19 protein-coding genes and 2 pseudogenes are annotated in these 20489 nt (G+C 58.3%); 10 read left to right on the top strand and 11 right to left on the bottom strand.

Going from position 1 to position 20489, the window contains the following annotated elements:
* Nucleotides 1–4 precede the first annotated feature (4 nt).
* The 4 genes and pseudogenes from PSQ19_RS18915 to PSQ19_RS18930 all read right to left on the bottom strand — a co-directional run bounded on the left by PSQ19_RS18915 (nucleotide 5) and on the right by PSQ19_RS18930 (nucleotide 5693).
* A complete protein-coding gene (locus PSQ19_RS18915) occupies nucleotides 5–697 on the bottom strand; it encodes a TIGR02186 family protein (RefSeq protein WP_282219022.1) in 693 nt (230 codons plus the stop codon).
* A 92-nt stretch (nucleotides 698–789) separates the two neighbouring features.
* Nucleotides 790–1708 (bottom strand): annotated as a pseudogene (locus PSQ19_RS18920) (sulfite exporter TauE/SafE family protein); the annotation flags it as partial.
* A 260-nt stretch (nucleotides 1709–1968) separates the two neighbouring features.
* Complete coding sequence (locus tag PSQ19_RS18925; RefSeq protein ID WP_282219023.1) at nucleotides 1969–3996, bottom strand: SEL1-like repeat protein; 2028 nt, start codon at nucleotides 3994–3996, stop codon at nucleotides 1969–1971.
* Complete coding sequence (locus PSQ19_RS18930) at nucleotides 3894–5693, bottom strand: hypothetical protein (RefSeq protein ID WP_282219024.1); 1800 nt, start codon at nucleotides 5691–5693, stop codon at nucleotides 3894–3896. Before PSQ19_RS18930 ends, PSQ19_RS18925 begins: the two co-directional genes overlap by 103 nt.
* Nucleotides 5694–5896: 203 nt before the next feature.
* Here PSQ19_RS18930 and PSQ19_RS18935 point away from each other — a divergent pair, with 203 nt between their 5' ends.
* Nucleotides 5897–6568 carry a response regulator gene (locus PSQ19_RS18935; protein ID WP_282219025.1) on the top strand — a complete coding sequence of 224 codons (672 nt, stop codon included), beginning with the start codon at nucleotides 5897–5899 and terminating at the stop codon, nucleotides 6566–6568.
* A 2-nt stretch (nucleotides 6569–6570) separates the two neighbouring features.
* On the opposite strand, the gene PSQ19_RS18940 is transcribed toward PSQ19_RS18935, so the two are convergent.
* A complete protein-coding gene (locus PSQ19_RS18940) occupies nucleotides 6571–8196 on the bottom strand; it encodes a hybrid sensor histidine kinase/response regulator (RefSeq protein ID WP_282219026.1) in 1626 nt (541 codons plus the stop codon).
* A gap of 183 nt (nucleotides 8197–8379) precedes the next feature.
* On the opposite strand from PSQ19_RS18940, the gene mscL reads away from it, so the two are divergent.
* Nucleotides 8380–8811, top strand: coding sequence for a large conductance mechanosensitive channel protein MscL (gene mscL, locus PSQ19_RS18945; protein ID WP_282219027.1), 432 nt, complete (start codon nucleotides 8380–8382; stop codon nucleotides 8809–8811).
* Nucleotides 8812–9090: 279 nt separating this feature from the next.
* Nucleotides 9091–9726 carry a response regulator transcription factor gene (locus PSQ19_RS18950; protein ID WP_282219028.1) on the top strand — a complete coding sequence of 212 codons (636 nt, stop codon included), beginning with the start codon at nucleotides 9091–9093 and terminating at the stop codon, nucleotides 9724–9726.
* Nucleotides 9727–9756: 30 nt separating this feature from the next.
* Here the strand turns inward: PSQ19_RS18950 and PSQ19_RS18955 are convergent, their stop codons facing one another.
* Nucleotides 9757–10116, bottom strand: a complete 360-nt coding sequence (locus tag PSQ19_RS18955) for a MarR family winged helix-turn-helix transcriptional regulator (protein WP_282219029.1) — start codon at nucleotides 10114–10116, stop codon at nucleotides 9757–9759.
* A 533-nt stretch (nucleotides 10117–10649) separates the two neighbouring features.
* Here PSQ19_RS18955 and ectA point away from each other — a divergent pair.
* The 7 genes from ectA to PSQ19_RS18990 all read left to right on the top strand — a co-directional run bounded on the left by ectA (nucleotide 10650) and on the right by PSQ19_RS18990 (nucleotide 15336).
* The gene (gene ectA, locus PSQ19_RS18960; protein WP_282219030.1) at nucleotides 10650–11084 is read left to right on the top strand and encodes a diaminobutyrate acetyltransferase; all 435 of its coding nucleotides are present in this window, start codon (nucleotides 10650–10652) and stop codon (nucleotides 11082–11084) included.
* A 52-nt stretch (nucleotides 11085–11136) separates the two neighbouring features.
* Complete coding sequence (gene ectB, locus PSQ19_RS18965) at nucleotides 11137–12429, top strand: diaminobutyrate--2-oxoglutarate transaminase (protein WP_282219031.1); 1293 nt, start codon at nucleotides 11137–11139, stop codon at nucleotides 12427–12429.
* A 10-nt stretch (nucleotides 12430–12439) separates the two neighbouring features.
* Nucleotides 12440–12832 (top strand): ectoine synthase, encoded by a 393-nt coding sequence (locus PSQ19_RS18970; protein WP_282219032.1) that lies wholly within the window; start codon nucleotides 12440–12442, stop codon nucleotides 12830–12832.
* Nucleotides 12833–12880: 48 nt separating this feature from the next.
* Complete coding sequence (locus tag PSQ19_RS18975) at nucleotides 12881–13621, top strand: phytanoyl-CoA dioxygenase family protein (RefSeq protein ID WP_282219033.1); 741 nt, start codon at nucleotides 12881–12883, stop codon at nucleotides 13619–13621.
* Nucleotides 13533–13808, top strand: a complete 276-nt coding sequence (locus PSQ19_RS18980; protein WP_328517699.1) for a phytanoyl-CoA dioxygenase family protein — start codon at nucleotides 13533–13535, stop codon at nucleotides 13806–13808. The genes PSQ19_RS18975 and PSQ19_RS18980 overlap by 89 nt, the downstream gene beginning before the upstream one ends.
* Nucleotides 13809–13874: 66 nt before the next feature.
* Nucleotides 13875–14180, top strand: coding sequence for a hypothetical protein (locus PSQ19_RS18985; protein ID WP_282219035.1), 306 nt, complete (start codon nucleotides 13875–13877; stop codon nucleotides 14178–14180).
* Entirely contained in the window at nucleotides 14146–15336 is a 1191-nt protein-coding gene (locus tag PSQ19_RS18990) for an aspartate kinase (protein ID WP_282219036.1), read from the top strand. Before PSQ19_RS18985 ends, PSQ19_RS18990 begins: the two co-directional genes overlap by 35 nt.
* A gap of 43 nt (nucleotides 15337–15379) precedes the next feature.
* Here the strand turns inward: PSQ19_RS18990 and PSQ19_RS18995 are convergent, their stop codons facing one another.
* The 5 genes and pseudogenes from PSQ19_RS18995 to ehuD all read right to left on the bottom strand — a co-directional run bounded on the left by PSQ19_RS18995 (nucleotide 15380) and on the right by ehuD (nucleotide 20486).
* Complete coding sequence (locus PSQ19_RS18995) at nucleotides 15380–16750, bottom strand: aspartate aminotransferase family protein (protein ID WP_282219037.1); 1371 nt, start codon at nucleotides 16748–16750, stop codon at nucleotides 15380–15382.
* A gap of 34 nt (nucleotides 16751–16784) precedes the next feature.
* Nucleotides 16785–18279, bottom strand: a pseudogene (locus PSQ19_RS19000) (NAD-dependent succinate-semialdehyde dehydrogenase).
* Between the two features lie 126 nt (nucleotides 18280–18405).
* On the bottom strand, nucleotides 18406–18909 hold the full coding sequence (locus PSQ19_RS19005; RefSeq protein WP_282219038.1) for an Lrp/AsnC family transcriptional regulator: 504 nt from the start codon (nucleotides 18907–18909) through the stop codon (nucleotides 18406–18408).
* A gap of 114 nt (nucleotides 18910–19023) precedes the next feature.
* On the bottom strand, nucleotides 19024–19797 hold the full coding sequence (ehuA, locus tag PSQ19_RS19010; protein ID WP_282219039.1) for an ectoine/hydroxyectoine ABC transporter ATP-binding protein EhuA: 774 nt from the start codon (nucleotides 19795–19797) through the stop codon (nucleotides 19024–19026).
* A complete protein-coding gene (gene ehuD, locus PSQ19_RS19015) occupies nucleotides 19794–20486 on the bottom strand; it encodes an ectoine/hydroxyectoine ABC transporter permease subunit EhuD (protein ID WP_282219040.1) in 693 nt (230 codons plus the stop codon). Before ehuD ends, ehuA begins: the two co-directional genes overlap by 4 nt.
* Nucleotides 20487–20489: the final 3 nt, after the last annotated feature.

The following is a 20489-nucleotide window of genomic DNA, read 5'->3' on the forward strand; positions in this document are numbered from 1 at the left end:
CAGCCTAGTTCCGCTTGAACAGGACCCCGCCCAGCCAGCCGGTCAGGAGGCCCAAAAGGACACTGACCAGACCATAAAGCAGCGGCTGCTGACGTGCCTGAATGGCCAGAAAACGCTCAAAGCCGATCTTGCGTACAGTAAAACCCTCGGTGCTGCGCGCTACGACAGCGCCATGCTTGAGCACATAGGTGCGCGCCAGATAGCGCCCCGGCGGCGCCGCCGCAGGTAACGTCAACCGGCTTGAATAGACCGTTGGTGACAGAAACTTGACTGCACTCTCATTGAGCCCGAAAAGGCCCTCCTCGGTCATCAATCGTGTCAATTCCCGCCCGAACTGCGCCGACTTCCACCATCCCGCCTCCTCGTTGGGTTGTGCCTGATTAGCGGGATCAAAATTCTCGATCGTCTGCGCCGCGGGGCTGGCAATATCATTGAGCCGCCCGCTGCTCATCACCTGATAATAGCTGGGGAAGTGGGCAAATCGCACCTGATCGGTATTCAGCCACACGCCGAAATTATGGGTCTTTTCGCGCGCCACCCGGTCTGTCGTTGGTCCTACGACCACGATGATGACATGGTACGGCCCATCCACAGCGGGCACGTCCTCGCCTGCATCGGGCCCTATACTGCCGAAAAAGCTTAGTCGCTCGCCCGAAAAGTTCGAGGCTGATCTCGACCGACTCGGTCGATAGTTCACTCACCACCGTCTCGGCGCGCGCCGGCACGATCAGCGCCGCCAGCGACAGCCCCACCATCATCAAGGCCTGTGACCAACTCAATTGCCACCCCCGGACCAGCAATGGCCATGCTGAAGATATCGCCTGGCGTCAATACCAGCGACAGGCCGAACCGGATAGCAACGGCAAGCACCAGCAGCGCCAACAGCCCCCGCAATTGTTCGCCGCGCAGTTGCTTGCCTGCCGAAGCGCCAAACTGCGCCCCCACGACGCCCCCGATCATCAAACAGAACGCCAGCACGATATCCACACTCTGGCTTTGCACCGCATGCATCATGGTGGTCGCCGCCATCATCACAACCACCTGCATCAGCGATGTGCCGATCACCATATTGCCCGGTACCCGAAGCAGATAGACCAGCGCCGGTACCATGACAAAGCCCCCGCCAATGCCCAGAACCGACCCCAGGAACCCGATGCTCAGGCCGATGACCAGCACCGGCAACACGCTGATATAGAGCCTTGGATCGCTTGAAGCGGACACGCAGTGGCAGGCCATGGATCCAGTTGTGCTGGTTGGGTAGGCGCTCGCGCGCCACCACCCCCGATCGACGCTTGAGGATGGAACGCGCTGATTCAATCAGCATTACCGTACCAACAAAGCCCAAAAGCACCAGGAAGCCGACCGAAATGATCAGGTCCAACTGACCGGCAGCCCGTAATTGGGAGAACGTCGCGACGCCTACAAACGCGCCCAGAATGCCCGATAGCACCAGATACATGGCCAGATGCAGGTCGATCTGGCCGCGCTTGTAATAGGTCAGCGCTCCTGATGTTGACGCCGCGACCACCTGTCCGGTGACCGAGGCAACCGCCACAGAAGCCGGTACGCCCGAAAAAATCAGCAGCGGGGTCAATAGGAAACCGCCCCCCACACCAAACAGTCCCGACAGAAATCCAACAGCCCCTCCGATCCCAACAAGGAAAAAGAGGTTTACCGACATTTCGGCGATCGGCAGATAGATCTGCAAGACCCGGGTCCATTCAAGGCTAGGGTGCGGTCGCTCAGACCGGACATTGTCAATAGGAAGAAGCCCCGGGCCCACAATTCAGGGGTCGAGGCTTCCGGTTCATAAGTTAGTATAAGGGTTTATGGCACAGCCGCCACCCCAACACGCAAGCCATTGGTACACGACAATGCACCTGAAAACTGAATACTTGCTTTCACAATTTCGCATTGGCTAAAGAAAATGCGCCGCCCTGACAACAGGACGGCGCGCCAATGAAAAAATCAGACCGGCTGGCTACCCAGAACGGCGAGCAGTCGTGGGTTGATGGCGCCGGTTTCGCTCATGCCGGTTTCGCGTTCAAACGCCTTGATCGCGTCTGCGGTCTTGGGGCCGACAACCCCGTCGGGCGTACCAATGTCAAATCCAAGATTGAGCAGTGCGGTCTGCACCTTGCTGACCACGCCCTTGGTCTTGATGGTTTCGCCCGGATCAAAGCTTGCCGACCATGTGCCGATGGGGGCGAAATTGGCGGCTAGATCGATGTCGGTGGGTTTCCACGTCGCAACTTCGGCTGAGACTTCCTTGACGGCATCGGCTTCCAGAGAACGCGCGATGTCGTCGCGTGCCTTGATGGCATCCGCGTCACCGTTGCGGGCTGCCAGCGAGAACCATTTGTAGGATGCCTTTAGGTCCTGCTTCACGCCCAGGCCTCGCGCATGCAGCATGCCAAGGTTGAACTGGCTGTCGATCATGTCGCGATTGGCGGCGCGTTCGAACCATTCCGCCGCCATGTCGAATTTCTGGTCACCCAATTGGCCGCTAGCGTAAAGCGCGGCCAGATTGTGCATGGCCATGCGGTTGCCCGCTTCGGCGCTACGCTGATACCAGAGCTTGGCCTGCTCGATATTCTTCTCGACGCCGTTGCCGTTTTCGTAAAGATTGCCGAGCCGATATTGGGCGGGAGCGAATCCCTGCGCCGCGGCGCGCTCATACCAGGTTGCCGCACTCGAATAGTCCTGAGTGATGGCGTGACCTTCGCTGTAGATTGCGCCAATTTCAAATTGCGCCCGCGCATCGCCCTTGGCTGCTGCCTCTCGTAGCGGGAGTGGCCCTACGCTCTCGGGTGCCAATTCAAATTCCACCACCTCGGTTGCCGCCGGAACATTATTCGGAGCCGCCGCGGGATTTGCCAGATCGCCGGTATTGGCGAGGATTGGCGAGGTCAACTTCAAATCGTCCGCGATTGCGGACTCCGTTTCCGGCGAAGTCAGTGCATTCGCCGCCATGGCGGAGGGGATCGGCGGCATGTCGCTGGTCGTCTTACTGAAGCGCGTCGTGTTGGCCGGATCGATCGAACCAACTGTTGACGAATCCACCATCGAGATGACACGAGGTTCAGTCGGCAAGGTCGCTAGATCAACGCTATTGTCCAGCATCGAGGTTTTAGCCGGTGTCGCGTCGCCGGTATCGGGTGGGGAAGCCGTGCTGTCCGCCGATCCTCCACGCTGTAGAACCAGGTTGAGCGCCAACATCGAAACCACGGCTAACGCAGCCGCCAGCAACAATGTACGCCGATAGCGCATCAGGAAGCTCGGGCTGTCTGCATCGTCCTCGGTCAGTTCAAAGTCATGCTCAGGCGCCGTCGGGTCAAGCTGGTCCTGTGCGACACTTTCCGCCGCTTCCATCTTGGGTTCCTTGCGGCGGCCAAGAAATCGCCCGGCCTTGGTGGGTGTCTCGGGCGTCTGATCCGTCGGCATCTCAGCTTCGGCAATTTCCGCCTGCTCTGACTTTGGCGTCCTGTCAACCTTGGGCTTGCGGGCAAACAAACTGCGCTTTTTCCGCACCACCTCTTGACCAGATGCCTCGACGTCGCTCGCGCTTGCCGCGTCGGGCGTATCCTCCTCCTCTGTATTGGCCTTGACCCGCGCCAGCGCCCGACCAATGATCGAATTGGACATCACCGACGGCGTGCTCTCCTGCTTGGCGCGCTGTGCCCGTCGCGCCGCTGCAACAAAGGTGCTGGTACTCGCCGCGTTGCTGGCGGCCTTGGGTTCGTCGCTGGCCGTCGTGCTGCTCTGCACTTCGGAAAATGGATCGTCTGCGGGCGTTTCAAAACTGGACTGGGGACGCGGTGGCCGCTCGACGCTCGCAGGGTCGAACTCCATCTGCGCCACGACCTCGGGGGGCAGGCGATTGGTACGTTTTTCTATGCCGGGATGGGCCCGCCGCGCCGTTTGAGCAGCAGCCGGTGTGGCGGGCGGGAATCCGGGGTCGCGCAACGGCCCATCGTCAGATGGACGGTTTGGCATGGTGTCTGCAGCCGCTTCATGCGTCGCCCCTTGCACCGAGAGGGCCGCCAGCATCGAGTCAAGCGCTTCAGCGTCATCTGGTTGTTTGGACGTGGACTTTGCGTGCCCGCTGGCAACGTGCCCGCTGGCTGCTTGCCGCGTTGGCTCTGGCTGCGATGCCGGTTTTGGCTTCGGCTTGGGTGCGGCAGCCTGCGCTGTTCGGGCAGTTGCAGCGGCATCACTGGCGCGCTTGGCCAGTGCCGTCTCAAGTCGGGCGAGCCGTTCTGCAGTGTCTTTGCCCGCGGTGTTGAACATGGCGGACATGCGTTGTTCGAGCGCATTGATACTGTTCTGATCAACGCCGTTAACGGTTGGCGCGTCCTTGGTGGCGGCCTCGAAGGTGCGATTGGCGACCAGAGTAGCCAGCGCCTCGAAATCGGGCTCCGGGATAGGTTTGGGTTCGGGCGCAGGGGTTTTATAGAGCCTTGCAAGCCCATTGAGTCTGGGTCCCCGTCTCGTCCATCCGCGCGACCAGCGCCTTGAGCCTGGTTTTCAATTTGGCCGACCCCTGGATCTTCGCGCGGTAGATCGAGTTTGCTCGACAGGGCCTCAATTTGGGTCTCGATCTTGTCAAATCGCGGTGCGATCCCACTCAGAATGGTGCCACGCAAGGCACTGACATCGCTTTTTAGCCCCGCAACATCCCCATTCATGCTGTCAAAACCGTCAATGCGGTTCTGTAACGCGTCGATCTTGTCGATTAGCGCCGCGGGCATCACGTCTTTGTCGCGCACTGCCTGGGTGATCGCCGCCATCTCGGAGGTCAATCGCTCGAACTCACCGGTCGAAAGCGTCACATTGCGTTCGATGGAATCAATGCGGTCATACACATTGCGCACGCTGGTCTCGATTGCGGCCATGGCCTGGCCATTGTCCGCGGCCTGTTCGGAGCCAAAATCTGCCGCCAGCGTGTCACGCTCCTGGCGCACAACTTCGCGTTCCATCTGCTCGGCCTGCAATTCTGCCAGCTTGCCAACGGTGGCTGACACATCGTCAAGTCGTCGGTTGATGGCCGAAAGATCAACCTTGGATCCCTCGCCAATCAATTTGGCCAGCCCCGCGATCTGGCCTTCGAGCCGCTTGACCTGTCCAGTTTCACCAACCGCACCAGCCAATAGTTCCACAACCTGGGTCAATTGTTCGACTTGGCTGGCCACTTCGTGCACATCGCCATTGTTGGATCGCTGCGCCTTGAGTTCGGCTTCAAGTCCGCCCAGACGGCCGGATAAACCCTTCATTAGCGCCGTCATTTCGCGCAGTTGCGGCGACTCTTGGGGTGATTCGCCGCTGCGGCGGGCAATGGCGGCTTCGGGTGCCGAAAATTGTCGATTGCGGATTTCGGCGATGGCGGCGTGCAAACCGCTCGGGGCGCCGCTTTCCAGCGCCTCGGGTTCGGAGAACCGGTCGACCGCGCGCTTGACTGTCTTGAGTGCCTCGCGACGTCGGGCGCTGCCACTGGTACCATCCACCTGGTCGCGCAGGTTTCGTACCTTTTGGCTCAATCCCTCATAGGCTGTTGGTGGCGCCTCTGCGTGGGTAAATCGCCCTTCCACCTGATCGAGTAGGGCAACCAGTTCACCGCGCAGGGCCTGCCATTCGCCAGGCTGCGGTTCGGTTGCGAGATCCTGTTGGTCGGTGAGCGAATAGGCACGGGCCATAATGTTTCCCTATCGGAAAAACTGCGGGTACCAACGCGAGTCACCACGAAGGTATAAGCTTCACTCTTGAGAAAACATGGTAAAGAACCCGTTAACCATTGTCTCATTTTGCCACTGAGTACGCGCATTTGTGCAGATTTGTGCGCTTTTACGTGATTAACAGGCGTTAATACTGACCACGAAACAGGAATGTTGCACTGCCCATGACGCGCCGCCGCATTATCATTGTCGACGATCACCCGCTGTTCCGCGCTGCCCTGCGACAGACTCTTGCCGGTGGCGATGCCACCATTCTGGTCGAGGAAGCCGCCGATCTGGCTGAATTGAGTGCAGCGCTCGAGACCGAGCGCGATTGTGATCTGGTTCTGCTCGATCTCAACATGCCCGGCGTTCGCGGTTTTTCCGGCCTGTTGCTGTTGCGCGCCCAATATCCCGATATTCCGGTCATGATCATCTCTGCGGTCGAAGAAGATACCGTTGTACGCCGGTCGTTTGAACTGGGCGCCGCAGGCTATCTGCACAAGTCGGTTGGCCCCACCCAAATTCGCCGCTCCATCGAAACTGTGCTTTCGGGTGATGTGTTCGTGCCCGAAGGGGCCTCCGTGGGCAGTGAGGACGACCAGACTGCCTTGATGCGGCGACTGGCGACGCTGACCCCGCAACAGGTCCGGGTGCTGATGATGCTCAGCGATGGGTTGATGAACAAGCAGATCGCCTACGAACTCTCGATTTCGGAAGCCACGGTCAAGGCGCATGTCTCCGCCATCCTGCAAAAGCTCGACGTCGATAGCCGTACCCAGGCAGTAATCGCCGCCGCGCGCATTGAACAGGGTCAGTTCGAAGCGCTGTTTTCAGTCGGCACCGACAAGCCCTGAGGTCAGCCGGCCTGCGTTTTGGCCCCGCGCCCGCTTTGGCCGGCAAGTCCGCTGATTGTTGCGCGTAGCGCTGCCGGTTTGACGGGCTTGGTCACCACAGCGATGCCACGTTCCTCTGCCAGCGCGCGCACCGCCGGGCTGCGATCCGCCGTCACCAGCGCTGCGGGCAGATGTCCACCCACATTGTGCCGCAACCACTCAATGGCATCGAGACCCGAGGTCTGGTCCAGATGGTAGTCCATCAGCACCAGGTCCGGCGACCATCCCTCGATCAGGCGACCGCGATCAATGTCTTTGAGCGAGCGCGCGATCCGCACGTCGCATCCCCAATTAGACAGCAACCCCTGCATTGCCTCAAGAATCGTGCGCTCATTGTCGACGCACAGGATGCGCAAGTCCAATAGTCCGAAAATGACCTCGCGCTCGGGTTGATCGGGCTCATTGCTCCCCTGCGCGCCTCGAGCCGCCGCCAGAATCAGCGAGAACCGCGATCCACGTCCCTCGACGCTGTCGAGTTCCAGCGTCAGGCCCAGTGCCGCCACCAGCCGTTGTACGATCGATAGCCCCAGCCCAAGACCCTGCGCCATACGTGCGCCGCGCTCCAGCCGTGCAAATTCGGCGAACACCAGCTTGTGCTGATCCTTATTAAAGCCGATACCGCTATCGATCACATCGAGGCGAACCCGACTGCCCCGCCGCCGCGCACCCACCAGAACGCGGCCACCGGGCGCGGTATATTTGATCGCGTTGGATGCCAGGTTCTGTAAAATCCGTCCGACCAGCATCCGGTCGGCAATCACAGTGGCCTTCGTCGGCACCACCACAAGTTGCACCCCGCGTTCGCGTGCCATTGGGCCGAACTCGACCTCGATCTTCTTGAGTAGGTCGCGCACCCGCACCGGCGCCGGAGCGGGGCGCAACGCGCCACTATCGATGCGCGACATGTCCAACAGCGCCGACATGATGTCTTCAACCGCAGTAAGCGACGCCTCTATGCTGTGTGCCAGATCGCCTAGACCGGTGCTTTTCGCCCGCTCGATTAGGGTTGATGTATAGAGCCGCGCCGCGTTGAGGGGCTGCAACAGATCGTGACTGGCCGCCGCTAGAAATCGCGTCTTGTCGTGGTTGGCGGCATCGGCCTTAGCGCGCGCCTGTTCCAGTTCCGCATTGACCCGGGTCAGCGCTGCCGTGCGTTCGGAAACCCGCGCTTCGAGCGACTGGTTGACCTGTGCCAAGGCGCGTTCGGCCTCGGCCCGCGCGGTTACGTCCGAAAGACTGATCGTTAATCCGCCGTCGGGCAGACAGGCTGTATAAAATTCCAGCATCTGTCCGGCATTCCCCATGCGTTGGCTGACGGTCTGTGCCGATCCCGTAAGCGTTACCACCCGCTTGTTCGCCAGTTGTAGCGGGTCGCCCGGCCCAAAATCGCCCCGCTGACCCACGAACAGGCAAATTTCAAGCAATGGCGTCCCGGGTACGCCCAGCCATGCGGGCAGCGCCAGCAATTCGGCATAGCGCTGGTTCGACATCAACAGGCGCAGATCGGGGTCGAACACTGCGATACCCTGGGGAATGTGGTCCATGGCCTGACGCAATTGCATCGCGTCATTGTCGATCGAAATATCCATCGATGGGCACTCCTAGTGGGCTGCTGTTACTATCGGCGTCGGCCCCTATTCATGCAAGCAACTGTGTGGTTCTGCTTGCAATTCTTGCCCTATTGCTGAATTCTACCCAAGTCGTGCGGGCAAAATACTCGAGCCAAGGGCGGGCGCGACGAGCCATATACGGTTGAGCAAAAAGGGGACAGCATGTTCAAGGAATTTCGTGACTTTGCCATCAAGGGCAATATGGTCGATCTGGCGATTGGCGTCATTATCGGCGCCGCTTTCGGCGCCATCGTGTCTTCACTGGTAGATGACGTCTTTATGCCGGTCATCGGCCTGATATTGGGTGGTATTGATTTTTCCAACCTGTTCATTGTGCTCAAGAATCCGGAAAATATCGCGGTGCCATCATTGGCCGCTGCTCAGGACGCCGGTATCGCGACCCTAAATATCGGCCTGTTTATCAATGCCGTGGTCAAGTTTACCATTGTTGCCTTCGTGCTGTTCCTGGTGGTCAAGGGCATCAACTCGATGAAGCGCGAAGCGGCAAAGGAACCCGTCGAAGCCACGCCTGCGCCCTCGCGCGAAGAAGTGCTGCTTACCGAAATTCGCGACTCACTCCGATCAAAGGCCTGACGCACCAACGATTCAAAGGTCGGCGCTTTGGCGTCGATTTTTTTACGCGGATACTAGGAAAAAATTCAGTTGACGTAGAAATAAATATGATAATATACCTAGCACATAGGTAGTCGATCCTACGCATTGTTCATATCGGACGGCGCGAACACTTAGCGCAAACTACGGGCAGAATCACCCAGGCATATTGGCGGTGCCGCATTCAGGGTTGCGGATGGCTAGGAACATGCCCGAGCGCACACTTGTCTGGGTGAACACACTCAAAGGGCAGAGGACACCATGAGCGAACAAGTCTATTATCATGCATTTATGAACCGGGACCGCCTGATCAATATTGCCGACCCGGATCCCGCCACCTGTGAGGCGCTCAGCGTGCTGTTCCGGCTTGAGGGTTTTCAGACTGTTTTCTCGCTCGACTCCAGCCATTTCCTGGCTAGCCTCGAACGCCGCCGCCCCGATGTGGTGGTCGCTAATTTGCAGGTCGGGGGCGAAAGCGGTCTCAACCTACTGCGCCGCGTCAAATCCATGCGCACCGGCACACCGGTTTTCATCGTTTGTGACACGCCCCAAGTCGAAGCAGCGGTGGCGGCCATGAAGGAGGGCGCTTCTGACGTCATTACCAAGCCATTCGACTCCGAATATTTTCTGCAGTCGGTCCGCGATGCGTTACGGCGCGATATTCATCTCGGCGCCATGAGCGGCGGGCGACGACCGGTTGAAGTGCGCGGCTTTTCGCAGCTGACCCCGCGCGAACGCGAAGTGCTTCAACTCATCACCAATGGCCAGTCGAACAAGGAAGCCGGTCGCGAATTGGGCATCTCGCCGCGCACCATAGAAGTGCACCGCGCCCGCGTCATGGAAAAGCTTGGCGCGCGCAATACTGCCGATCTCATGCGAATAGTACTGACCACCTGAGCGCGAACACGCGCGCAGTTCGTGTTCGAATCAGTGACCTAGTTCCGGCGCGGCATCCAATATCGGGGCTGCGTCGCTGGCATCTGGCTCAAGCATCGCCGCCACTCGTTCCAGCGAGGCAATTAGCATTGCCTGCTCCCATTCAGCCAATGTCACAAATTGCTCATTGAATTTTGCATGGACACCGTCGGGCGCAATGGCCAACACCTCATGGCCCCTTTCACTCAGCGATAGCCAGACCTGACGTCGATCGGCCTCTCCCTTGCGTCGTTGCACCATGCCCTGCAGTTCCAATTTTTGGATCAATGCCGTAGCGGTGGCTTGGGTAATCCCCATGCGGCTTGCAACGTGCCCCGCTGTCTGCTCGGCACCTTCCTCGAGCATTTGCATGAAAATGAGCCTGGGACGGCGTCAAACCAGTCTCACGCATCACGGTTTTGGCGTTGAACTCGGTGGTGCGCAGGATTTTGCGCATCGCTGTCAGGGCTTGTTTGGTTCGGTTGTCCAACGATGTGTATCCGCTTTTGTCATTGATAAGACACTATCCGTACCAATCGCCGAACCCAAGCGACTTCCATTACCCTTCTCCACAAAAATATTTCTACAATGCAAACTATTTTTAGGCATATGGTTGGGGTGTCTCGGTGATAGAAAAATTCACGAAATTATTGAATACGCTAGGAACCTACTGAAAAACAACAAATAATCGCAACCATGCAAAATTCGCAACGCTGCCGTGCCGTTGACATTTAGTTTTAACAAGCTAAATAACTGCCTCGAAGTGCAACGGAGAATTTATATGCATCTTGCGGCCATATCCCCCAACAACGCAGCGCCCAAGCCGAACCACCTGAGCATTCGTACGCCTAGGCACGAAGATGGCGCAGCGGTCTGGAAACTGGTGCGCGACACTGCCGGGCTCGATGACAACTCAATGTATTGCAATCTTTTGCAGTGCAGCCACTTCTCAAGTACCTGCGCCCTCGCCGAGCCTGGATGGGGAAGTCGTTGGTTGGATTTCGGGTTATATCCCGCCCGATCATATCGACACCCTGTTTGTCTGGCAGGTCTGCGTCAGCGAAAAGGCGCGTGGACGCGGCTTGGCGCGGCGTTTGATTACAGCAGTTTTGGCACGCAATGTTTGCGCTGACGTCACCCGTATTCAAAGCACCATCACCAAGGATAATGGCGCATCCTGGGCCCTGTTCGGCTCCATCGCCGAACGATTGGATACCGACCTGACCCGCAAGGCTCATTTCCGCCGTGACGATCATTTCGATGGCCAGCACGATACCGAGTTTCTCGTGACCATCGGTCCATTCGAGCGCGAAGCGCTCACCATTCGCTCAGCCGCCTGAAACCACCGGCGTAGCCGCGCGTTTATTTCACGTCCCCAGGGAGACGAAACACATGACACTCACGACCAGCAAAATCACCAATTCTGATGTATTTGACCGGGTTGAAAGCCAGGTGCGTTCCTATTCACGCAGCTTCCCCAAGACATTCGGTAAGGCGCAGAACGCTACGATTTTTGATAAGTCCGGCAAGGCCTATACCGATTTCCTCGCCGGCTGCTCAACGCTTAATTACGGTCACAATGACCCTGACCTCAAGTCCGCGCTTATCGACTATATTTCGGCCGACGGCATCGCCCATGGCCTTGATATGTTTACAGAAGCCAAGGAAAATTTCCTTGAAACTTTTGAGCGCCTGATCCTCAAGCCCCGCGGCATGGACTACAAATTGCAGTTTACCGGCCCCACTGGTGCCAATGCCGTTGAAGCCGCGATGAAGCTGGCGCGCAAGGTCACCGGGCGCAATTCGATCGTTGCCTTCACCAATGGATTTCACGGTGTCACTCTTGGCGCGCTCGCCGCGACCGGCAATTCCGGTCATCGCCAGGGCGCCAATACTCCACTGTCTGGGGTAGTGCGCGCCGCCTATGATGGCTATTTCGGTGCCGATATCGACACCGCCGATATGCTGGATCAGCAATTGTCTGATCCATCCAGCGGCTTTGACGCGCCCGCCGCCTTCATCGTTGAAACGGTTCAGGGTGAAGGTGGTTTGAACGCCGCTTCTGCTGAATGGCTCCTCAAGATTCGCGCCATTGCTCGCCGCCACGGCGCACTATTCATCGTCGACGATATCCAGGCCGGCTGTGGCCGCACGGGTAGCTATTTCTCGTTTGAGGGTATGGGTCTGGACCCCGATATCATCACCATGGCCAAATCGCTGTCGGGCATGGGCTTGCCTTTTGCCCTGACCTTGATGAAACCGCGTCTCGATATTTGGAAGCCGGCCGAGCACAACGGTACCTTCCGGGGCAATAACCACGCCTTTGTCACCGCCGCTGCTGCCATCGAAAAATTCTGGTCTGATGGCAAGTTCGAAGCCGAAATCGCTGACAAGTCGGCCTATCTTGGTCAGCGGCTCGATGCCATCGCCGACGCCCATGAACTGGGGCGTCGCGGTCGCGGGATGATGCAGGGGATCAATGCTGGAACCGGGACCGTGGCTGACGCCATCTGCCGCTCCTGCTTCCGCTCTGGCCTCATCATCGAAACTTCTGGCGCCCATGGCGAAATCGTCAAGATCCTGTCGCCGCTAACGATTGACAAAGAGCAGTTCGCTGCAGGGCTCGACATCGTCGAAAATGCCTTTGAGGAAGTCCTTGGCATCCAGCGCGCTGCCGCAGAATAGGAGCACAACCATGATCGTACGAGATTTGAACATCGCCAGACAGTCCGACCGCCTCGTCAAGTCCGACGGCTGGGACAGCACCCGCTTGTTGTTGGCTGGCGACAATATGGGTTTTTCCTTCCATATTACCCGTATTCACGAAAACACCAGCCATGTGTTTCACTACAAGCATCACTTCGAGAGCGTCTATTGCGTTTCGGGCGAAGGCTCGATTGAGGATCTGGCCACGGGCACGGTCCATCCGATCCGCCCGGGCGTCATGTACGCGCTTGACCAGCACGATCACCATCGCCTGACCGCCAAGTCTGAAATGGTCATGGCGTGCTGCTTCAACCCGCCGGTAACTGGCAAAGAAGTTCACCGCGAAGATGGGTCCTACGCACCGGTTGCTGAAACCGCCTGAGCGAACCTGCTTCCTTCAACCCAACCAATTTGCAGAAAGGGATTTCTGATGAGCATTGCGATGCAATCGACAACAAAAGACCTTTACCCCACACGCCTTGCGGCTGAACAATGGACCGACCGGCCGGATCCGGTATTTTGGGGCAAATGGACACCCGAGGCGCCACTCACGCGCGCCCAAACGGAGAGCTTTGTCAAAAACGGCTATCTGATACTCGAAAACGTCTTTTCCAGCACCGAGATTGCCGCCCTTCAAGCCGAAGCCGCACGTCTGCGGGCTGGTGACGGGGATCTCGATGCCGACAGCATCATCAACGAACCCAATTCCAGGGAAGTGCGTACGGTCTTCCGTCTCGACGAGCAGAATGCGCTGTTTGACCGGTTGGCCCGCGATGCACGCGTTGCCGGTCCGACCAGTTTCCTGCTCGACGACGATGTTTATCTGCACCAGTCGCGCCTCAACTATAAGCCTGGCTTCACCGGCAAGGAATTTTACTGGCACTCCGACTTTGAAACCTGGCACGCCGAAGACGGCATGCCGCGTATGCGCGCCATTTCCGCCTCGATCCTTCTGACCGACAATGATGCGCTCAACGGCCCGCTGATGCTAATGCCCGGCTCGCACAACAAATTTGTCGCCTGTGCCGGTGAAACGCCGGACGATAACCACAAAAGCCTCGCTCAAAAAGCAGGAAATCGGCGTGCCCTCGCACGAGGCGCTAACCCGGCTGAACAAGCAGCACGGCATCGATTATGCTGCGGGCAAGGCCGGTACAGTGCTGCTATTTGACTGCAACACCATTCACGGCTCCAACGGTAATATCACGCCCAACCCCCGCTCCAATGCGTTCTTTGTCTACAACGCATGGTCCAACAAGGTTGAAGCGCCCTTCGCCGCCAAGGCACCACGTCCGGCATTCTTGAGCGCCCGTGATCCCAAGGGCCCTATCGACATCGTTTCGGGCAAGCTTGGCTAACGCCCAGCTTCGCCTCGCAATTGACTAGCAGTTACGGCGCCCCCTCGGGGGTGCGCAAGGATAATCATGACTATCACGCCGACCGCCTCGCATACCGTTGAAAAGATCGGCGGCACCTCAATGTCGCGTACCAAGGAATTGCTCGATACGGTCCTGATCGGATCGCGCAAGGGCGCCGATCTCTATAATCGTATCATCGTCGTCTCCGCCTATGGCGGCATGACTGATGCATTGCTTGAACACAAAAAATCGGGCGAACCGGGCGTCTATTCGCTATTCTCCAGTGCCGAGAGCGGCTGGAGCCTGGGGCGATGCTTTAAGCCATGTCGCCACTACGATGCTCGAAAAGAACGCAGAAATCTTTGGCGATGACAATGCGCGCGAAGTGGCCGACCGCTTCGTTAAGGAGCGCGTCGAGGGCGTGCGCTCGTGCCTCATCGATCTGGCGCGCCTCTGCTCATTCGGCCATTTCCAGCTCGAGCAGCACCTGTTGACCGTACGCGAAATGCTCTCCTCGCTCGGCGAAGCCCAGTCCGCGCACAATACCGCTTTGTTACTTAAGCTGCATGGGGTTAATGCCCGTTTTGTTGATCTGACGGGCTGGCGCGAGGATGGTCAGCATGATCTCGATCAGCAGATCGAACGTGCCTTTGCCGAAATAGATCTGGCTCATGAATTGCCCGTCGTTACCGGCTATGCCCAATGCCGCGAAGTGCTGATGCGCACATACGATCGGGGTTATTCAGAAGTCACACTCTCGCGCGTCGCCGTGGTAACCGGGGCTGTCGAAGCCATCATTCACAAAGAGTTTCATCTCTCCTCGGCCGATCCGCGCGTGGTCGGTACTGACGCCGTCCGTGTCATTGGTGAAACCAATTATGATGTCGCCGACCAACTGTCCAATATGGGTATGGAAGCCATCCACCCGCGCGCCGCCAAGAGTTTGCGCCAGGCGGGTATTCCGCTACGGGTAAAGAACGCCTTCGAGCCTGACCATCCCGGCACGCTGATCCGCTCCGATCTCGCGGCCAGCCAGCCCGGCGTTGAGATCGTTACCGGCCTCAAAAGCGTCTTCGCCTTTGAGTTCTATGATCAGGACATGGTCGGGGTAAAAGGATATGACGCCAAAATCCTTGAAGCGCTGGACCGCCACAAGGTCTGGATCATCGCCAAGACCTCCAACGCCAACACCATCACTCATTTCCTCAAGGGATCGATGAAGGCGATCAGGCGTGTCGAAAAGGATCTTTCGGCACTTTATCCGACCGCCGAAATCACGCTACGCAAAGTCGCACTGGTTTCGGCCATTGGTCGCGATCTCGGCGCGGTCAATATTCTTGGCAAGGCAGTTTCTATGCTCGCCGAAGCCGGTATTGAGCCACTCGGCATTCATGATCAAATCCGCAAGGTCGACCTGCAGGTCGTAGTGGAGGAAACGGATTTCGACCGCACCGTCATCGCCCTGCACAAGGGGCTGGTCGAGGAAAGCTCGGCCCAACACGACAAACTCCGTCTCAGGGCGGCCTGAGTGTCAATGACCCCGCGCCTAAGGTCGCGGGGTCATGATCGTCTTATCCGAACACTTCGCCAACGGCAGCCTTGAAACCGTCGACCACAATGTCGGCCTCAGCCTCGGTCAGGCACAACGGCGGTGCAAAGCCGATGATGTCGCCCTGCGGCATTGCTCGCGCGATCACACCTTGCCCCAAAAGTGCTGTCGCCAGTTTCGGCCCCACCTTGTCGCTCGTTTCAAAAAACGCCCTGCTGGCCTTGTCCTTGACGAACTCGACCGCGCACATCATGCCTTCGCCGCGTACATCGCCGACATGGGCATGTCCGCTTAGTGCATCGGCCATGGCCGCGTTGAAATAGGCCCCGGTTTTGCCGGCGTTCTCGACCAGTCCCAAGCTATCAATCAGCTTGAGATTGGCGACCCCGGCGGCCGTGCCGATGGGGTGGGCGGAATAGGTCCAGCCATGCCCGATCGGTCCGTTCTCATCGGTGCCACGCTCCAGCACTTCCCACATCCGCTTTGAAAAGATCGAACCCGACAACGGCGCATAGGCCGAAGTTAGTCCCTTGGCGATGGTGATGATATCGGCCTCAAGCCCATGCTTGTCCGAACCGAACATGGCGCCAAGCCGTCCAAATGCGGTCACCACCTCGTCAACGATCAATAGGATATCGTGCTTTTTGAGAACCCTCTGGATTGCCTGCCAGTAGCCCGCGGGCGGCGGCACCAGCCCGCCAGTGCCCAGCACGGGCTCACCGATGAACGCAGCGATCGTATCGGCACCTTCCCGCTCGATCATGGCTTCAAGCTCGGCCACGCAATGGGCGACAAAGTCAGCTTCGCTCATATCGAGGTCGGCGCGCCGGAAGTAATATGGCGCTTCGGTATGCAGGATCGGCGCGCGCGGCAGATCAAACTTGTTGTGAAAGCCCGCCAGTCCGGTCAAAGAGCCGGTCATGATCCCCGAGCCATGGTAGCCGCGCCAGCGTGAGATGATTTTCTTTTTCTCGGGCCGCCCAAGGATGTTGTTGTAGTACCAGACCATCTTGACGTTGGTCTCGTTGGCATCCGAGCCGCCCAGTCCGAAATAAACCTTGGACATATTCTCGGGTGCCCGGTCCAGCACCATTTTGGCAAGCGTTATAGAGGCTTCCGTGCCATGGCCGACATAGGCGTGATAATAGGCCAACTGCTTGGCCTGTTCGGCAATCGCATCGGCAATCTCAGAGCGGCCATAGCCGACATTGACGCAATAAAGCCCGGCAAAGGCATCGAGCAACTTGGTGCCGTCGCGATCCTCAATATAGACGCCCGATCCGCCGGTCACGATCCGGCTCGGGCTCTCCCCGCGCGCATGCTGGCCCAGATGGGTGGATGGGTGGAAAAAATTGTCTCGATCCCAGCGGTCGAGTTGGTCGTTCGTCAGCATTGCAGTCGTCCTTCTTGAAAAATTCTATCTTGGATCAGCGCCAGTCGCGGCAGACATATTTGACCTCGGTAAAGGCCTCCATACCCAGTCGTGCGCCCTCGCGCCCGACACCCGATTGCTTCATGCCGCCAAATGGAATGGGCGCGCCCGTTACCTTGGTGCGATTGATCGCCACCATCCCATATTGGAGCGCCCGGCTTGCTCGATAGATCCGGCGCGGATCATTGGTATGTAAATAGGCCACCAACCCATATTCGGTGTCATTGGCGCGTGCCAAAACCTCGTCCTCACCGTCAAACGGCGCAATAGCCGCGACAGGGCCAAAGGTTTCCTCGTGCATGATCAGAGCCTCCGGAGACACGTCGACCAGTACAGTTGGTTGAAAAAACAAGGCACCCGCGTCATGGCCACTGCCACCGACCAATAGTCTGGCACCCGTAGCTAGGGCGTCGGCCACATGCTCGGCCTGTTTGGCCACTGCCTTTTTATTCATAAGCGGCCCGATATCGGGATCTTCAATGCCGGGCCCCACGGTGAGCGCTCTCGTCGCGGCCGCGAGCCTTTTCGCAGAAATTTTCATAAATCGGGCGCTCGACGAAAAAGCGGTTGGCACCTAGGCAATCCTGGCCCGAGGTGGCAAATTTGGCCTTCATCGCCTCCTCGATTGCCTGATCGAGATCGGCATCGGCAAAGACAATGAACGGGGCCAGCCCACCCAATTCCATGATCACTCGTTTTACCGTGTCAGCCGACTGGCGGATCAGCAGACGGCCAATTTCGGTCGAACCGGTAAAGGAAATCACCCGCACCCGCGGATCTTCTGTCCATGGCGCAACAATCTCGCTGGCCCGGCCGGTGACGATATTGAACACACCCTGTGGCATGCCGGCCCGTTCTGCCAGAACCGCCAGGGCGGTGGCGGAAAATGGGGTTTCGCCCGATGGGTGGCATACACAGGTGCATCCTGCCGCCAGTGCCGCAGCCGCTTTGCGCGTCAGCATTGCGGCTGGAAAATTCCACGGCGTGATCAGCGCCGCCACGCCACACGGTTCGCGCCATATTTCGACTTCCGCATCGGGCAAATGCGAGGTAACGCTTTCAATATTGGGGCGCTTTGCTTCCTCGGCATAAAATTCGACGAACGACGCGGCATAGGCGATCTCGCCCCGCGCTTCGGAAATTGGCTTGCCCTGTTCAGCCGTCATGATCTGCGCCAAATCTTCCTGCGCGGCCATAATCAGGTCAAACCAGCGGCGAAGGATCGCCGAACGCTCCTGCGGCAACAGGCCGGACCAGTCGGCAAATGCCTTTTGGGCGGCGTCGACCGCACGGCGCGACTGGGCTGCGTCCATCCCTGGGACGCTCCCCAGAAACCGCCCGCTGGCGGGGTCCGTCACCACGATTTCCCCGCGCACATCTTCCCCGATGCGCTCCCCATCGATAAAGGCGGCCGGGCAGAACAGTTCGCGATCTGCCAGCCGATCGATCAGATCGTCTGATTGCGGATTGCTTGCCTGTGCTGCGTTCATTAATAAGCTCCTCGGTTCACCCAACACTAGGCGATCCGAAGGCAGAGGCGTTCGCCAAACTCTCCCGATTTTTCCGATAGAAGGCTCTATTTGAATTGGTTCAGGCGTTAGTTTCGTCTGCAACGCTCAGCTGTCGCGCGTCAACAGTTCCACCGGTAGGGGGTCATTCTTGATCGGCTGCGTCACCACATAGGAATAATAGCGTTTGATGCCTATGTCGCGCGCCAAGAGGTTCTCGATCAGCGCCTGATAGTCGTCCAGTGTCCGCACAATCACCTTGCAGATATAATCAATCCCACCGCCAACGCCCCAGCATTCAACGATCTCACGCGTTTCGGCGATGGCATCCTGGAAGGTGGCGAAATCTTCTTGCCGGTGGCTGTCGATCTCGACTTGCATGAACACCACAGTCACAGGTCCGAACGCCTTGATCGACAGCACCGCCTGATAGCTTTCTATGATCCCTGAATCTTCAAGCCGCCGCAACCGTTCCCAGCAGGGCGTAGCCGACAGGTTGACGCGTTCCGCCAGTGCCGCCTTGGGGATGCGGCCCTCACGTTGCAAAATGCTCAATATCTTGATGTCGCGGTCGTCGAGTCGGACGCCATTCTCGGTTTTTGGTGCGTTCACGCTGGCTCTTCGCTATTGGATTGGTGCGCGCACCATAAGGCTACGCCCCCAGCCGCGTAAAGCGTTGAGTGTTGTCAAACCATCGCCTCGCCTGGCGGGTTACAATCGGCGTGGCTATCCGTCCAGAACAGCCTTCAAGAATTCGCGTGTGCGCTCTTCCTTGGGATCGGTAAACAATTCCTCGGGCGTGCCCTGTTCCTTGATCTTGCCCTTGTCAAAAAAGCAAACCCGGTCCGAGACTTCGCGGGCAAACCGCATTTCGTGGGTCACCAGCAGCATGGTCAGATCGTGCTCCTCGGCCAGCGCGGCGATAACATTGAGCACCTCCCCCACAAGTTCAGGGTCGAGCGCCGATGTCGGCTCGTCGAACAGCATCACCTTGGGGCGCATTGCCAGGGCTCGGGCAATGCCGACGCGCTGTTGCTGCCCACCGGATAGCTGATGGGGATATTTTTGCGCCTGATTGGCCAGTCCTACCATTTCGAGCAGTTCTTCGGCCCGCTCGCGTGCATCCTGCTTGCTCAGCCCCAAGACCTTGACCGGGCCTTCGGTAATGTTGCGCAACACGCTCATATGCGGAAACAGGTTGAACTGTTGAAACACCATGCCCAGCTGCACCCGCATCTTGCGCAGATGCGCCTCGCTGGCCTTGACGAGTTTGCCGTCCTTTTGCTCATGCCATAGCGGTTCGCCATCGACGCTCACCACCCCCTCGCTGATACTTTCCAGCGTCATCAGTATACGCAGAACCGTGGATTTTCCCGACCCGGACGGCCCGATGATCGTCACCTTCTCGCCGCGCTGCACATTGAAATCGAGGTGGTCAAGCACGGTCAGCGCACCGAAGCGTTTGACCACCTGATCGAATTTGATGATGGTGTCGCTCATTTCAGGGATAGACCTCTCTTGGGCAAGGTCTGGTCAAGCCAGCGCACCCCGCTGGACGCAACCAGCGTCATGATCATGTAAAGCCCGCCAACCATGGATAGCGGGACTAGGTAATTGAAGGTGCGGTCGCCAACGATCTGGGCGACATTGAGCATTTCAAGCACGGTGACCACCGAAAGCACCGGCACATCCTTCATGATGGACACCAGATAGTTGCCCATCGCCGGCACGATGCGGGGCACCGCCTGGGGCAGCACCACATGGGTAAATGTACGCAGGCTGGTAAAATTGAGCGCCCGCGCCGCCTCATGCTGGCCTTTGGCAATCGCCTCAATACCGGCGCGATAAACTTCAGCCGTATAGGCGCTATATTGCAGCCCGAGCGCCAGTGCACCGGTCAGAAACGCGGGAAAAACCAGCCCATATTCGGGCAACACGTAATAGAGGAAAAACAGCTGAATCAGCAGTGGCGTGTCGCGAATGAACTCGGTAACCAGACCCGCCGGCCAGGAAATGATCTTGAGCGGCGCGGCTTTGAGCGCGGCAAAAATCAGGCCCAGGATCAGCGCTACGAAAAATCCGAGAAATGTCGCCTCGATCGTCACAATCATGCCGCGCAGCAGAATCGGCAGGATCGACACGGCAAAAACCAGATCGTTCGAAGTATCCCATTCAAATCCAAACAGCATGGT

Origin of the sequence: Devosia algicola (assembly GCF_028816455.1) — a bacterium.
GTDB lineage: Bacteria > Pseudomonadota > Alphaproteobacteria > Rhizobiales > Devosiaceae > Devosia > Devosia algicola.